The organism is Thalassomonas sp. RHCl1, assembly GCF_947387555.1.
Classification (GTDB): domain Bacteria; phylum Pseudomonadota; class Gammaproteobacteria; order Enterobacterales; family Alteromonadaceae; genus Thalassomonas.
Genome location: NZ_CANDNZ010000001.1, coordinates 117,819 through 132,881, shown reverse-complemented (window position 1 = coordinate 132,881; position 15,063 = coordinate 117,819). Strand labels below are relative to the sequence as shown.

General features: G+C 48.2%; 14 protein-coding genes and 1 riboswitch. Of the genes, 3 read left to right on the top strand and 11 right to left on the bottom strand.

All coding sequences use genetic code 11. From position 1 onward, the window contains the following. Positions 1 to 73: 73 nt before the first annotated feature. On the bottom strand, positions 74 to 1,414 hold the full coding sequence (locus QL234_RS00585) for an FAD-binding oxidoreductase (RefSeq protein ID WP_281555931.1): 1,341 nt from the start codon (positions 1,412 to 1,414) through the stop codon (positions 74 to 76). Between the two features lie 185 nt (positions 1,415 to 1,599). On the opposite strand from QL234_RS00585, the gene QL234_RS00580 reads away from it, so the two are divergent. Beyond that, positions 1,600 to 2,166 (top strand): GNAT family N-acetyltransferase, encoded by a 567-nt coding sequence (locus QL234_RS00580; RefSeq protein ID WP_281555930.1) that lies wholly within the window; start codon positions 1,600 to 1,602, stop codon positions 2,164 to 2,166. A 38-nt stretch (positions 2,167 to 2,204) separates the two neighbouring features. Here the strand turns inward: QL234_RS00580 and ung are convergent, their stop codons facing one another. The 10 genes from ung to moeA form a co-directional block, all read right to left on the bottom strand. After that, positions 2,205 to 2,891 carry a uracil-DNA glycosylase gene (gene ung, locus QL234_RS00575; protein ID WP_281555929.1) on the bottom strand — a complete coding sequence of 229 codons (687 nt, stop codon included), beginning with the start codon at positions 2,889 to 2,891 and terminating at the stop codon, positions 2,205 to 2,207. 147 nt (positions 2,892 to 3,038) lie between these two features. Beyond that, complete coding sequence (gene thrC / locus QL234_RS00570) at positions 3,039 to 4,331, bottom strand: threonine synthase (protein WP_281555928.1); 1,293 nt, start codon at positions 4,329 to 4,331, stop codon at positions 3,039 to 3,041. 11 nt (positions 4,332 to 4,342) lie between these two features. Beyond that, a complete protein-coding gene (gene thrB, locus QL234_RS00565) occupies positions 4,343 to 5,293 on the bottom strand; it encodes a homoserine kinase (RefSeq protein ID WP_281555927.1) in 951 nt (316 codons plus the stop codon). Then, complete coding sequence (gene thrA, locus QL234_RS00560; RefSeq protein ID WP_281555926.1) at positions 5,293 to 7,749, bottom strand: bifunctional aspartate kinase/homoserine dehydrogenase I; 2,457 nt, start codon at positions 7,747 to 7,749, stop codon at positions 5,293 to 5,295. The genes thrB and thrA overlap by 1 nt, the downstream gene beginning before the upstream one ends. 228 nt (positions 7,750 to 7,977) lie before the next feature. Then, entirely contained in the window at positions 7,978 to 8,928 is a 951-nt protein-coding gene (locus QL234_RS00555; protein WP_281555925.1) for a diguanylate cyclase, read from the bottom strand. 11 nt (positions 8,929 to 8,939) lie between these two features. Beyond that, entirely contained in the window at positions 8,940 to 9,548 is a 609-nt protein-coding gene (locus QL234_RS00550; RefSeq protein WP_281555924.1) for a chemotaxis protein, read from the bottom strand. Beyond that, positions 9,545 to 9,910 (bottom strand): response regulator, encoded by a 366-nt coding sequence (locus tag QL234_RS00545; RefSeq protein WP_281555923.1) that lies wholly within the window; start codon positions 9,908 to 9,910, stop codon positions 9,545 to 9,547. The genes QL234_RS00550 and QL234_RS00545 overlap by 4 nt, the downstream gene beginning before the upstream one ends. Before the next feature lie 546 nt (positions 9,911 to 10,456). Further along, positions 10,457 to 11,182 carry a SprT family zinc-dependent metalloprotease gene (locus tag QL234_RS00540; protein WP_281555922.1) on the bottom strand — a complete coding sequence of 242 codons (726 nt, stop codon included), beginning with the start codon at positions 11,180 to 11,182 and terminating at the stop codon, positions 10,457 to 10,459. Between the two features lie 50 nt (positions 11,183 to 11,232). Then, a complete protein-coding gene (locus tag QL234_RS00535) occupies positions 11,233 to 11,616 on the bottom strand; it encodes a YebG family protein (protein WP_281555921.1) in 384 nt (127 codons plus the stop codon). A 247-nt stretch (positions 11,617 to 11,863) separates the two neighbouring features. Continuing rightward, complete coding sequence (moeA, locus tag QL234_RS00530; protein WP_281555920.1) at positions 11,864 to 13,099, bottom strand: molybdopterin molybdotransferase MoeA; 1,236 nt, start codon at positions 13,097 to 13,099, stop codon at positions 11,864 to 11,866. Positions 13,100 to 13,309: 210 nt separating this feature from the next. Next, positions 13,310 to 13,501, top strand: a riboswitch (molybdenum cofactor riboswitch). On the opposite strand from moeA, the gene moaA reads away from it, so the two are divergent. Together moaA and QL234_RS00520 are read left to right on the top strand one after the other, a co-directional pair. Beyond that, complete coding sequence (gene moaA, locus QL234_RS00525; protein ID WP_281555919.1) at positions 13,488 to 14,459, top strand: GTP 3',8-cyclase MoaA; 972 nt, start codon at positions 13,488 to 13,490, stop codon at positions 14,457 to 14,459. (Overlaps the previous riboswitch by 14 nt.) A 3-nt stretch (positions 14,460 to 14,462) precedes the next feature. Then, positions 14,463 to 15,062 carry a molybdenum cofactor guanylyltransferase gene (locus QL234_RS00520; protein ID WP_281555918.1) on the top strand — a complete coding sequence of 200 codons (600 nt, stop codon included), beginning with the start codon at positions 14,463 to 14,465 and terminating at the stop codon, positions 15,060 to 15,062. The last annotated feature ends 1 nt before the right edge of the window (position 15,063 follow it).

Sequence of the window (15,063 nt, the reverse complement as noted above, 5' to 3'; positions counted from 1 at the left end):
TGTCGGTTTCCATGGCCCCTCCTTAAACTAAAAATGGTTTAAGGAGGGGGTGCAAATAAGGTGAAATAAGCGCTTAAAACCAGGTATCTTTAATTTTACCGTAATGGAAGTAACCCCATTGCCCCACCCGGCGAAGCGGTGCAAAAGGAAACTTTGGCAAAGCTTTCTGGTAAAGCGGCAAGTCAGGTAGCTGCTCGCCGGCCACTTTTTGCGCCAGTCGTTTGCCCGCCTGAACAGTAAAAGACACTCCGCTGCCGCAATAGCCCATGCTGTAGAAAACATCATTATTTTCACTTTGGTAAATATGGGGCAAATCATCCAGCGCCATACAAATCCAGCCAGACCAGGCATAATCGTATTTAATTTGTGCCAATGACGGGAAGCTGGTTTTTAATACTTCCAATAAACGGTTGGCATAATAGGGATCTTCGGCACCCTTGCCGGTGATCGCTCCACGGCCACCAAATAAAATGCGGTTATCCGGTAATTTGCGATAGTAATATTTCAGCGCCCGGGTATCCATTACCACATTGCTGGTGAGAAAATTACAGGCTTCAAGCTGAGCCGGCGTTAGTAGCTGGGTCACGATGATCTGGGAAAGTACAGGCAAAGTACGGTTTTTTACCAGGCCATGGAGGTTTTTCGGGGTGTAGCCGTTAGTGGCTATTACCACCTTTTTCGCGGTCACTATCCCCTGAGGGGTGATCAATTGTTGTCTGTTATTTGTCGTTTGCCAGTCAGTCACCGGAGAAGATGAGTATATTTTTGCTCCGGCCTTACGTGCCAGTTTTTGGTAACCCCAGGCAAGTTTCAGCGGGTTTAAGCCAAAACCATCCTGATAGCGGATAGCGCCGTAAGCATTGCGATCATCCATGTACTGGCTGCGTACCTCATCCTGAGACAATATCTGGACATCATAGCCAAACATTTTCTGTTGTAACTTCGCCAGTGAGATCAATTCATCGAGTTTGTTCGGCTTATGGGCAACCTTGATATACCCCGCATCCTGCCGGTCGCAATCTATGCCCTCGGCAATTAAACTGTTTACCGTATCGACCCCGGCACACATTTCCCCGTAGATACCGCGCATCACTTCCTCTCCCCACTGCTTTTCCATGGTGGAGTAGGCCTTGCGACCGGAAGATTTCAGGATAAACCCGGCATTACGGCCGCTGCAGCCCCAGGCGGTTTTATTCGCTTCCAACACGGTGGCTTTAATGCCGTGTTCGCGTGCCAGGTGCAGGGCGCACGATAACCCGGTATAACCGGCGCCGATAATAGCCACATCGACATCCAGATCTTGTTTCAACATGCCGTCATCTTCGGGGGCATCTTTGGACACATCAGCCCAATAACTGTCGGGGTAATCTTCGCCTATCCCCGGGGACAGATCATGCAAGGGGTCGTACATCATTCACTCCAAACTACGAACTAATTGGAAACATCAATATAAGCATATCGTTATAGATACTGCGGCAACAAGAGTTAACAATAACACCGATAACTTTCGCCTGTTTCACTATTTTTTTATCGCGCCAACTATGCCATTATTTGCCAATAGTTGCACTTATCAAACTCAAGTATTTACAGTTCACTTATATGACTAAGCAGTTCATTTATAAAAATTTAACCCCGGATGATTTTGACAACATCATCACCCTGGGTAACTTCGTCCACGGCGACGGCTACCTCAATAGCGAAAACATCAGAGCCTGGTATGAAAAAGGCATAAAAAACGGCATCAACAGCGGCTATGTGGTTTACGATCAGAACAAGCTTATCGGTTTTCGTATCACCTTTGCCGCCGGCCAGTGGCATGTCGATAAATGGTGTAGCCCCCAGCTATGGAAAGTGCCGGTGGATAAAAGCTGTTATTTTAAATGCAATACCGTCGATGAAAACTACCGCGGCCACGGCATCGGCGGCCAGCTGTTAAAACTTTCCATTGCCGCCGCCAAAGAGCAAGGCTCACTGGCAGGGGTCAGCCATTTATGGAGACAAAGTCCCGGCAACAGTGCGGTAAAATATTTTACCAAGTGCGGCGGCCAGCTGGTGAAATCACACCCGGACAAATGGTATGAAGACAGCAAAAACGGTTACAACTGCATTTTGTGCGGTTATAACTGTCACTGCGAAGCCGCGGAAATGATCATCTACTTCGATTAATGCCCGACTAAACCTTAACTAAAGGTGCGTCAATCCTATCAATCCAGACACCAGTTAATCGGTGTCTGACCTTGTTGTTCCAGCCAGGCATTGGTTTTTGAGAAATGCTTACAACCAAAAAAACCACGATAAGCCGATAACGGCGACGGATGCGGCCCGGCTAAAACATAATGTTTGTCACCATCTATTTTTTTACCTTTTTTCTGGGCATGACTGCCCCAAAGGATAAAGACACAGCCGGGATTGTTTTGGTTTATCTGGTCAATAATAACATCGGTAAATTGCTCCCAACCAAGTTTTGCGTGGGAGTGGGCCTTGCCCTGCTGTACCGTAAGTACGGTATTAAGCAGCAATACCCCCTGCTTTGCCCAAGGGGTTAAATAGCCATGCTCCGGCGTGGTAAAGCCTTCAATATCCGTGGTCAGTTCTTTGTAAATGTTCACCAGGGACGGCGGCACTTTCACCCCGGGTAACACCGAAAATGCCAGGCCATGCGCCTGCCCCGCACCGTGGTAAGGATCTTGTCCGAGGATCACCACTTTTACCTCAGTTAAATCGACATAATTAAAGGCGCTGAAAACATCATCCTCCTGCGGGTAAATTGCTTCCCCCGCTTGTCTTTGCCGGTCAATTTCTGCGGTCAGGGTTTGGAAATATTGCTGCTGCTGTTGCTGCTTAATAATGTGCTGCCACGTCGGCTGGCTGATGCTGTCAGATGTCTTCATGAAAAGGCAAATAATAATGAATGAAATTAAAGCGGCTAGTTTACCCGTAACAGCCCAATCCCGCCAGGGCCGATAAAAAACCCCCCCTTGCTTTTCCAGCGAAAAACAAGGGGCGTTAACAGATAAAAACCTTACCGGATAAAAGGATTAATTGCCCTTTAACAGATATTCACGTAACAAGGCAAAATCAGGCGTCATATCACTGGAAAGGATTTTCTCTCCGGCGCAATCTGCCAGCTCTTTCGGCAAGCCCAGCGGCTGACCCAAGATGCTCTCCACCACTTCTTTAAATTTCGCCGGATGGGCGGTACCTAAAAACACCCCGAACTCCTGCTCTGTCAAACCGTATTGCATCGCCTTATAAGCCACAGCCGCATGGGGCTCGCAAATATAACCCAGCTTATTCAGTTGCAACATGGTCGATTGCGTCTGCTCTTCTCCCACGGAAACCGAGCTGACGGCTTCTTTATCAATAATACCGGCTTTAAGCATATGCTCCACACGCGGCCAGTTATTGGGGTTGCTGACATCCATGGCATTGGACATGGTTGCAACCGTATCATTGGGCGACCACTGACCGGTTTCCAGGTAACGGGGCACAGTATCATTTTCATTGGTGGCGGCAATAAAACGTTTGATCGGCAGACCAAGCGCCTTGGCAAATAAACCTGCAGTCAGGTTGCCGAAATTGCCGCTGGGAATAGAGAAAACGACATCGCCGAGCTCACTCTTACTTTTTTGACGGGACAGCTGGGCCACGGCTTCAAAGTAGTAGCAAATTTGCGCCAACAAACGGCTGATATTAATGGAGTTGGCTGAGTTCAGGCCGATTGCTGCCGCCAGAGCTTTATCGTCAAAGGCCTGCTTTACCAGCGCCTGACAGTCATCGAAATCACCGTCTATCGCCAGGGTTTCAATGTTGCCGCCCAGGGTGGTAAACATTTTTTCCTGCAGCAAGCTGATCTTGCCCTTAGGATACATGATCACCACGCGGATATTATCCAGACCGTGAAAAGCATGGGCGACAGCAGCACCGGTATCGCCGGATGTGGCGGTCAAGATGGTAATTTTCTTTTCTTTGCTGAATTTTTGCAGGCATTGCGCCATAAAGCGGGCGCCAAAATCTTTAAAAGCCAAGGTCGGTCCGTGGAAGAGTTCCAGGATCGCCCGATCTTCGGAAATCGGTTGCAATAACGCCGGGAAATTAAACGCGGCGGTGACGATTTCTTTTAATTCATCCTCACTTAAGTCGTCTTTGACAAAAGGATATAAAACCTTAACGCTGCGCTCCACTAAAGGCAGGGCCAGCAGCTCCTGGATATTATCAAAGGCGGGAATTTCTTCGGGGAAAAACAGCCCCTGGTTTTTGCCGAGTCCCTGTCTGACCGCACCGGCAAAACTTACTTTTTCATCATTTTCTTTTAGATTATAAAACTTCACTTATTCATTCCTTAGTCTTTTAGCGTACGGGCACCAAGGTCATCAACCCGGCAAACATGAACAAAGCCCAACTCAGTTTGTAAATAATTATCTTGCAGCCATCTGGCCAACTCCTGTGCCCGCTCCTGTTGATCGCATACGCAGAACAGCGTCGGACCCGAGCCGGAAATACCGACCGCCAGGCTGCCCTGGGCCAGCAAATAATTGCGCGCCTGCTCGTACCCCGGCAATAATGACTGGCGGTAAGGCTCAGCTACAACATCCTGCAATACCGCAAAAGCCTGCGCTTTATCCTGGCGGTGGCAGGCATCGACGAAAGACGCCAGATTCTGGCCATAGCACAGCAGATCTTTACGGCTGTAATTTTCCGGCAGCACTTCACGGGCCGCCTTGGTAGAAACTTCGATACCGGGATAGGCCATCACATAAAAACAGTCTTTGAAATCCGGCAAAGTGCGGCTGATGATGTGCTCATCCGCCACCATCAGTTGCAAGCCGCCAAGGTAACAGGGAGCGACATTATCATAGTGCAAACTGCCGCTGATTTTCGCCTCCATCTGGCCCATCATTTTCAGCATAGTTTTTTCGTCAAAACAATCCCGGTAAAAGGCATTTAACCCTGCCAAAGCCGCCACCACAGAGCAGGCACTCGATCCCAGGCCGCTGCCGACCGGCATTTTTTTATCTAAAGTAATGGTAACTTTTTCTGTGGCCCGGCCCGCATCCGCCATCGCTTCGTTAAATAAATGCAGGCAAGACCAGACAATATTATCTTCCGGTGCTAAAGGCAATTTGTCGGCAAACTGCCCCACAACCTTGAGATTATTTTCCCCCTCAGCCTGTTCTACGGTAACCAGGTCGCCAAGCAAGGTGCCGTCAACGGGTTTTACCGCCAGTCCCAGGGCATCAAAGCCGACACTGAAGTTCGCCAGCGACGCCGGCGCAAATACTGATACTGCCATTAGTGCTCCTGCTCCCATGCCAGGGTTCTGAGTAAGTCACCGAAAACACCGGCGGCGGTGACCGCAGCACCTGCGCCATAACCGCGCAACACAAAAGGCAGCGGCTGGTAATAACGGCTGTGGATCGCCAGGGCATTTTCGCCGTCTTTGATGTTATACAAAGGATGTTTACTGTCGACCGCTTCTATGGTGACCTTACACTTTCCTTCATCAATGTTGCCGATATACCTTAACACCTTGCCTTCGTTTTTAGCGGCTTGCACTTTCAGGCTGAATTCATCATCAAGTTTTTCCAGGTTGGCCATAAAGCGGCTGACATCGCCACCGGCGTCAAAACTCTCCGGCAATACCGACTCAATTTCGATATCGGAAAGTTCCAGTTGCATTCCCGATTCACGCGCCATGATCAACAGCTTGCGGGCAACATCCATACCGCTGAGATCGTCTCTGGGATCCGGTTCGGTAAAACCATTTTCCTTGGCAATTGCCGTTGCCTGGGATAGCGGCATCCCTTCTTCCAGTTTACCGAAAATATAGGATAAAGAGCCCGAAAGCACGCCTTCAAATTTCACCAGCTGATCACCGGCCTTGATCAGGTTCTGCAGGGTATCAATCACCGGTAATCCTGCGCCGACCGTTGTTTCATAAAGGAAACGGCGGTTGGTTTTTTGCGCCGCTTCCCGCAATTCTTGATAATACTGCCAGGAGTCGGTATTGGATTTTTTATTCGGGGTCACCACGTGGAAACCTTCTTCAAGGAAACCGACATAGCTCATGGCCAATTCTTCATTGGAGGTAGAATCCACCAGCACCGGGTTAATCAAATGGTTGTCACGGACAAACGCCTTGATATTTTCCACCGTGACCGGCACCGCATCTTTACCCATACTCTCTTGCCAGTTATCGAGATCAATACCGTTTTCATCAAACACCATACCCTGGCTGTTGGCCAGGCCGTACACTTTTAGATCGATATTCTGGGCTTTAAGGCTTGGCTGCTGTCGGGCGATCTGGGCGATCAACTCGCTGCCGACCACGCCGCAACCTATCATAAAGACATCAATTGTCGGTTTAAACGAGAAGAAATTCTGGTGGCTGACCTTTAAGGCATCGGTACATTTTCTTTGCTCAATTACCACGGAAATGCTGCGCTCGGACGAGTCCTGGGCAATGGCCACCACATTGACCCGGGCCTGTGCCAGCGAGCTGAAAAATTTCGCCGCCACACCGCGCTGGTGATGCATGCCGTCCCCCACCAGGGAAACAATGGACAGGTCGCCGGTCAGTGAGATCGGCTCAAGCAAGCCGTTAAGCAATTCCAGTTCAAACTCTTCCGCCAGGCTTTGCTTGGCGCGCAGGGCATCACTGGAATAAATACAGAAACTGATACAGTATTCGCTGGATGACTGGCTGATCAGCACCAAAGAAATATTTTCCCGGCTCATGGTAGCAAAGACCCGGCTGGCCATACCCACCATGCCTTTCATACCCGGGCCGGAAACATTGACCATGGTCAGATCATTGAGGTTGGAGATTGCCTTAACCCGCTTTTGCTGGTCATTTTCATTGCCAATCAGGGTACCCGGCGCCTGGGGATTACCGGTATTTTTGATCAGACAGGGAATGTGGTACTGGGCAATCGGGCCTATGGTTTTCGGATGTAAGACACTGGCGCCGAAATAGGATAATTCCATCGCTTCCTGGTAAGAGAGGTAATCAAGCAATTTGGCATCTTTGATTAAGCGGGGATCGGCATTAAAAACACCGTCAACATCAGTCCAGATCTCGCAGCATTCAGCTTCGGCACATACCGCCAGCACCGCCGCCGAATAATCCGAGCCGTTACGGCCTAAGGTGGTCACTTCTCCCTGGCTGTTGACGCCGAAAAAGCCCGGCATAATAGCAATTGGTTTGCGCTCACTGTAACACTCGACAAACTTTTCCTTGCTTAGCACCAGATCTGCCACGGCATTAAGGGATTCGTCGCTGGTAAAGAGGAATTTTTCCGGCTCCAGGATGGAGACTTCACTGCCGAGCGCCGCAAAAGCCGACTCAAGTATGGCAACACTGAGCCTTTCACCCGTGCTGATAATGCGTGCCCGGATATGTTCAGGGCAAAACGACAGCATGGTCGCCCCCTGCATATAACGGCTCAGCTGGTGTTCGCAATTTGCCAGCGCCTGCTCCGCATGCTGGCGGTTAAAGCCGTCCAGACTGGCGCTTAAATCATCGATAATGGTGTCTATCGCGGTTTTAAAAAGCTGTAAATCGGTACTGAGTTTGTCTTCATCGCTGATATTTTCCGCCATGGCCACCAAGTGGTTGGTCACCCCCTGCGGCGCCGAGACCACCACAGCCACAGATGATGACTGGCTTTTATCCTTGATGATTTGAGCCACTTGCTTAAATCGTTCAGCAGTGGCGAGCGACGAACCACCAAATTTGAGTACACGCATTTTTACATCCCCTTAAAAACAAAAAAGCCCGGAACCTTGTCGGTCACGGGCTTTGATAAAATCGTTTATTTTACACGTCAGCCAATGACCACCATCCCGGTGAGGGTGGTAGTGGTAATAATAGTGGTAATTTGGCTGTGTTGAATTTTCATACTCAATAACATGCCTGATTAATATTTAGCTGTCAACCGTTTATTTTGAAAACCAATTACATATTTTGAATAAAAATTACAAGCAGACAACAGAGTCTTTAAATAAGCAGGTTCGGTTGCGCCCGCCTGATTTCGCCTCATATAAAGCAGCATCGGCATTACCGATCAAATCCTCATAACGCCGGGTTCTCGGTTCAAATTCGCCGACACCGACACTGACCGAAGCACTTATTTCAACACCTTGATATTCCATGACATTAAGTCTTATCGCCTGACGAATTCTTTCGGCAACATCTGCCGCACCGGTAATATTGGTTTCCGGCAAAATAATGGCAAATTCTTCACCGCCATAGCGGCCAAAAAAGTCACAACTACGCAGTAGTGGCCTGATGGTTTTCGCCACTTCAATCAAGACCATATCGCCGCAAAGATGGCCGTGTATGTCATTTAATTTCTTAAAATGATCTAAATCAAACATTATTAGGGATAAGTCATGTTGATAACGGCGCGCGCGATCAAACTCCTTGGATAAGCATTCTTCCCAGTGCTTACGGTTATATACCTGGGTCAGGCCATCAATGCGATTGGCCTGCTCCAGATCTGCCAGGGTCTTTTGCAGCATGCTCTGGTAGTGACAGACATCGGTGGCATCCTCAACCAAAATACAGATATGCTGGATCACGCCGTCGGGGGCCAGGGGCAAAAAGGTACAATTTTGCGCCATAAAATGACTGTCGGTGGTAATAGGCCGGGTATGGGGCAATTCAAATAAATGATGTCTTTGCTCCCATGAGCAAAAGGATGGAGTGTTTAACTGCACCACGCCGGTCACTTTACGTTCAAACCAACGGCGCGGCAATTCTTTAAATACCTCAAAAACAGAGCGGCCGACAACCTCACTGGCTCTTTGATTGGCATGCACTTCCAGGAAGCGGTTCCAAAACACAATATTCAAGTCTAAATCCAGGATCAGGACCCCGGTATTTAACTGATTATTAATGGTCGAATGAAAGGTTTCCATCGACATAGTTTCCTTCCTTAGTAATCTGCCAATATCCTGTCGATAACCGCTTTAATGTTGGTGATGGCTGACTCGGGGATGAGTAAAATCATATCGCAGTTAAAAGAATAGTCCGTTACCTGATAGGTAATTTTCACCTTTAACGCCATATCGCAATTAAAGGATAATTGCTGCAAATAGACGGCAAGCGCATCCTGGCCACTGGAAAGTAAGCGCGGAGCATTATAAGACATCTGATTATCAATTTGCAGGGCAAAGACATTCAAAAAGGTGGTGGTTAAAATGGAGCTTAGGTCAATAAGCTGCTCTTCGACCGATAGCTCATCCGGCTCATAACCCAGGATATTGCCAATACAGTCGGAGTCTTTATGTTGATAAACCAGTAAAGCTTCGCCCCGGATACCTTCATAACCCAAAAACCCCTGGCTGACCACAGCCACAGATTGCTGTTCCTTATTCAGGCTATTGGACAGGCTGGTGGTGCTTACCTGCTCAATACTCGGCACCCGTAAATGCACAAAAGTATCCAGATAACGGGCCAGTTGATCGCTTGCCTGCCCCATGGCGACATTGATCAGCTCCTGAAGGCAATCCTGTTGATCTTCATTTAAATTAAATGCAGTCATAGAAACCCATGTACTTGCAATTCATCCATTAAGACTTCGCCTTCAACAGGTTTACGCAAAAATGCCGTGGCACCTAATTCAAGCACTTTCGCCTGCATCGCCGGCTGAACATCGGCAGAAATCACAAACACCGAGCAAGTTATGCCTTCTTCTTTGATTTTTTGCAACACTCCCAAGCCATCGAGCTCCGGCATGGTTAAATCAAGAAATAACACATCAACCGCCTGGTTGCGCAAAACTTCAAGCGCCTCAATACCATTTTTAGCCGTTTGCACTTCTACCGGCCAGTGAGATGGCAAACTGCGCACCACCTGCTTTCTCGCCATATTGGAATCATCGCAAATTAATACAGATGACGTCATAACATTTTGAACCTTTTGTTATTTTAATGGCGATAATTTACCCTAAAAAGAGGCGTTTGTTAATCACCAAACCTATAAATTGTAAATTAACTGTAAACATTGTCATGACCCCGTTAAGCGAGATCCTAACAGCTTGTTTGACTTAGAATTTAGGGCTTGTGAACTCGGCAACCCCGGAGCCGGTTGCTCAGTATGGGATTTCCGTCAATAAATGGAATACGCCGACAGAGAAAAGAGTGGAGGCTAAATATAAACAGATCAGTTTCAGGTTATAACCGGTTATCTTCATAATCTATCCCTCTTGTTGTCCCGACAGCCACTGAGTAATGTTCAGTCACAAGCCGGAACCCTTATTTAACAGACAACTTCCCTGCTAAAAAATGAAAAATAAACAGATAGTTTTAAAGCTTGGTTTTATTTATTTTAATGTCAGCCCTTTGCATCTTATTAATAGTGCATAGCGCGATATTAATCAAACCGGGGAAAAGAAAATAAGCGGTAAATAACCGTTATAAAGCTAACAATCAAATGGTTAAACAACAGCAATTATTTCCAGCTCAATTTCATTTGATTGCTTTTCAGCCATTGCTTGGCCAACGCATATTGAGGATAAAAACCGGCGACTAGCTGCCAAAAAGCCGGAGAGTGGTTGAGATGTTGCAAGTGGCAAAGTTCGTGTACGATCACATAATCTATGACCCAGTCGGGCGCCATCATCAACAAGCTGTTAAAACTCAGCTCAGCCCGGCTGTTGCAACTGCCCCAGCGGGCCTTATATTGGCGGATCTTGTAAGACTTATAGCTCAGGCCGGTTGCCTGGGACCAGTATTCAAGCCTGGCAGGGATATAATCCTGCGCCTGCTGTTTAAACCAAAGTTCAAGCTGCTTTTTGACGCTCAAAGATACTTGCTCATGGCCAGAGGCAAGTTTAGCTGCCGGTAAAGCAAGCTCTATTACCTGCTCGAACTCCCGCACCCGGGCTTTACTGGCCACAGCAGAGCCAAGCGCCGGCAGGTCACGAATATCCAGCCTTTTCAGGGTACCGCGGATCCAGATTTCACTGTCCTGGCAAAACAGGCTGACCTCATTTTCAAGCAGCAATTGCTGCTCGGCAACCTTGGCTTTGAGCCAGGCAGATTTTGCCTGCACCAGGGCGGTTATTTGCTCTGCGCCTACAAACCGGGGGGCACGCACAAAAACTTGCCCTTTTTTCACCTGTAAGCCTAAGGTTTTACGCTTATCGCTGCGGATCAGCTGATACTCTATGGTCAAATTACGACTACTGCCACATTAATCTACCGGCCAATAACACTTATACGGCCTTAACTTGCTTCACTGAGCTTGGCTTCCTTTTCAGCCTTACTCGCCTTAGTGCTTTTCGCTGCCTTAGCCGGTTTCTTTTCCCCTTTACTTTCAGCCTTTTTTTCCACGGCTTTTAGCGCCGGTTCAGCTTTCGCTTTAGCGGGTTCAGGTTTGGCTTTTTTCGCCTGCAGGGCAATTAACACATCTTCCCTGTGCTTGGCAAAATAAATACTTAATTCTTCGGTTGCCTGCTCAGTTAATTCAACCGGTGCATGAGATAACATTTCCGCCAGGCTATCCGCCATATCCAGCATCTTGTCATATTCATCTGCTGATTTTTTGTCCATAAATGTTTCTACCTCCACACCCTGTCGAATTACGACAAATCGGCTTTCAACTGCCATGATTTCCCCTCATTAATCCATTGTTGGTTATCAGCGCGCTGATAAAACATATTAACATTATTTGTTATCCATGTGCCGACAAAACACACTAACTTTGCTCAAAACTCAAACTACAGATTTATTGTACAAAACATTACTGTATAAAACAACAGTAATATACAGTAATCTTTGCCCTAGCCTAAAAACAAAGACGGCAGCGCTTGAGCAGGCTGCCGTTTTACTTAGACTGGTTTAGCAGTGGCGCTGGTTATTGCAGATACTGATCAAACAGTTGCACCGTAACTTGTTCACCGGCAGCTACCCGGCCTTGCTCCCGGGGCAGCACAATATAACAGTTGGCGCGGGCCAGGCTGGATAAAATGCCTGAGCCCTGAGCCCCGGTGGAAGTAACAATATTTTCTCCCGTCTCACTCACCGATAACACCCCGCGTTGCAAATCCATACGCCCCGGGGATTTACGTAAATCGGTTGCCGTTGTCGCCGTTACCGAAATGCGCTTGGCCACTTCGGCATTTTGCAGCTTCAACAAGCCGGGGATCGCCAGTTGATGCGCCGTCACCAATGCCGATACCGGGTTGCCCGGCAAGCCGAAAAAGATGCTGTTGCTTAACTGGCCAAAGGCAAAAGGTTTACCCGGTTTAATGGCGATTTTCCAAAAATCTATCTGTCCCAGCTCATCCAGTACATCTTTGGTGTAATCCGCTTCTCCGACAGAAACGCCGCCGGAGGAGATCACCGCATCCGCCTGCTGGTCGGCTTTAACGAAGGCCTCTTTGATCAACTGGTAATCATCTTCTATGATGCCAAAGTCGATAACATTGACATGAAGCTTTTTCAGCATCGCAGCCAGCACATAACTGTTACTTTCATATATATCCCCCGGCGTTAATTCTTGCCCCGGGGATTTTAATTCATCCCCGGTGGCGATCAGGGCAATATTAAGCTGGCGGTAAACCTTCACGGTACCAAGGCCGAGGGAAGCAAGCACGCCGATATCGATTGCTGTCAATCTGTGGCCCGCACTTAACACCTTCTGCCCGGCCTTAATGTCTTCGCCGGCATTACGTACGTGATCACCCGGCTTTCTCGGCTTGAGAAATTCAATGCCCGCCTCAGTCACTTCAACATTTTCCTGCATTTCCACGGTATCGCAGTCTGCCGGCATTTTAGCGCCGGTCATAATACGGATACATTGCCCGGGTAGACATTTGCCTTCAAAGGGGGCACCGGCAAAAGATTTTCCCGCCAGAGTCAGTACCCGGCTGTCTTTGAGACTGTCGGCGGCAAAGGCATAACCGTCCATCGCCGAATTATCGTGGGGGGGCACATTTAACGGGCTTAAAACATCTTGTGCCAGAACATAATGCAGGGCATCGCCAATCGCTAATTCCCTGGTTTCAGTTATCGGGGTGATGCTGCTGAGCATCTTTTCCAGGGCGGTTTCAAACGGCAGTAATCCGGGGGCTGAACAACAATCACTCATTAAGTTAACTCATCAATTTTTTATGCCTGAATAATATCATCTAAATTAGCAAATTTGTAACCGGCCATCTAATGACGCAGATCAAACTTTTCCCTGTAAAGCCAACGGAGTTTGCTAACACTAGTGCCAATTGTCGCAATTAATTGTAAGATAGTCCTATATCTAAGCTATATAATTGCACTAAGCTAAAGAAGCTAGTAATAGAAAAGCATATATTTTAATCGCCGAGCTGAAACGGCTAATTCAAAACCTAAGATTAACGCTTTGTTTTGAAATGTTGTTTTAAGCCGTGGTTGCCGATGTTGCCCCTGATGTCATAACAAGGGGTCTGGCAACCACCAGGGTTAACAAGGAAACGCGTTAGCCTCCCGACATTTGGAAAGGTGACATGTTAACAGACAATTTCGGCCGCCGGTTTTATTACCTGCGCCTCTCAATTACCGACGTTTGCAACTTTCGCTGCAACTACTGCCTGCCGGACGGTTACCAGTGCGACGGCAATCGCGACTTTTTATCCCTGGATGAAATACAGCGCCTGACCCATGCCTTTGCACAACTGGGCACGGAAAAAATCCGCATTACCGGCGGAGAGCCCGGGCTGCGCAAAGACTTGCCTGAGATCATTGCAACCTGCAAACAAACCCCGGGCATCAAAAAAGTGGCCATCACCAGCAATGGTTTTAAGCTGCCCCAGCACTTGCCCCAATGGCTCGATGCCGGTATCGACAGCATCAACATCAGCATCGACAGTTTAGATCCGAGACAGTTTCACGCCATTACCGGACACGATAAACTCAAAACCATTTTGCAAGGTATCGATATGGCGCTGGCAGACGGCCGCCCGGATATCAAAGTTAATACCGTGCTGATGCGCGAATATAACGGTTATGATATTCAAACCTACCTTGACTGGTTAAAAGATACCCCGGTAACCCTGCGTTTTATCGAGCTGATGCAAACCGGCGATAACCAGGAGTTTTTTGATGCCCAGCATGTTAAAGGTTCACGTATCAAGCAAAACCTGATCCTCGACGGCTGGCAACCGGTGATCCGCGATAAATCAGCGGGTCCGGCGCAGGAATTTTTCCACCCGGACTACCAGGGAAAAATCGGCCTGATCATGCCCTACAGCAAAGATTTTTGTAACAGCTGCAACCGCCTGCGGGTGAGTTCCAGCGGCAAACTGCATTTATGTTTATTCGGCGATCAGGGCCTGTCGTTAAGAGAGCAACTGCAGCAGGACGATTTGTCGCCGTTAAAAGCACGGATCCTGTCCCTGCTCGATGATAAAAAAGCCTCCCATTTCCTGCACGATAAACTGACCGGCGCCACCAAGCATCTGGCCATGCTGGGAGGTTAAGGCGTGAAAGCAAGCTTAGCCAACAGCGGCTGTTTAGGCGTAGTGCTCGCCGGCGGCCTGTCTTCCCGCATGGGTGAAAACAAAGCCAAGCTGATGCGCGGCAATACCGACATGCTCAGCTTTAGTAAGCAGTTACTGACCGATATAGGTATTAAAGACATCGTCGTCAGCGGCAATAACTACCAGGTACCGGATATCATAGCCAATGGCGGGCCGGTTGCCGGGATTTACAGCGTCTTGCAACATTACCGCCCCGCGGCGATTTTAGCCCTGCCGGTAGACTTGCCCCTGATGACAGCATCGGCATTAAGCCAGCTGAAAATCAAGGGAGAACTCAGCCAAAAGGCCTGTTTTTTCCAGGGACACAATATTCCGCTGTACCTGCCCAATAACGGTTATGTCGAACTGTTTATGTCTCAGGCTTTCGCGAAAAACACAGCGGCAATTCCCAAAGAACATTCTCAGGGGAAAAAGAGCGGTCCTTCGTTTAAAGCCTTATTAAATCAGGTTCCCCACACCAGTGTGGTCCCTGACAAAACATCCCATTTATTTAACACTAATACCCCAGAACAATGGCAGCAAGCCAAAGCCAGGTTCAAGTAAT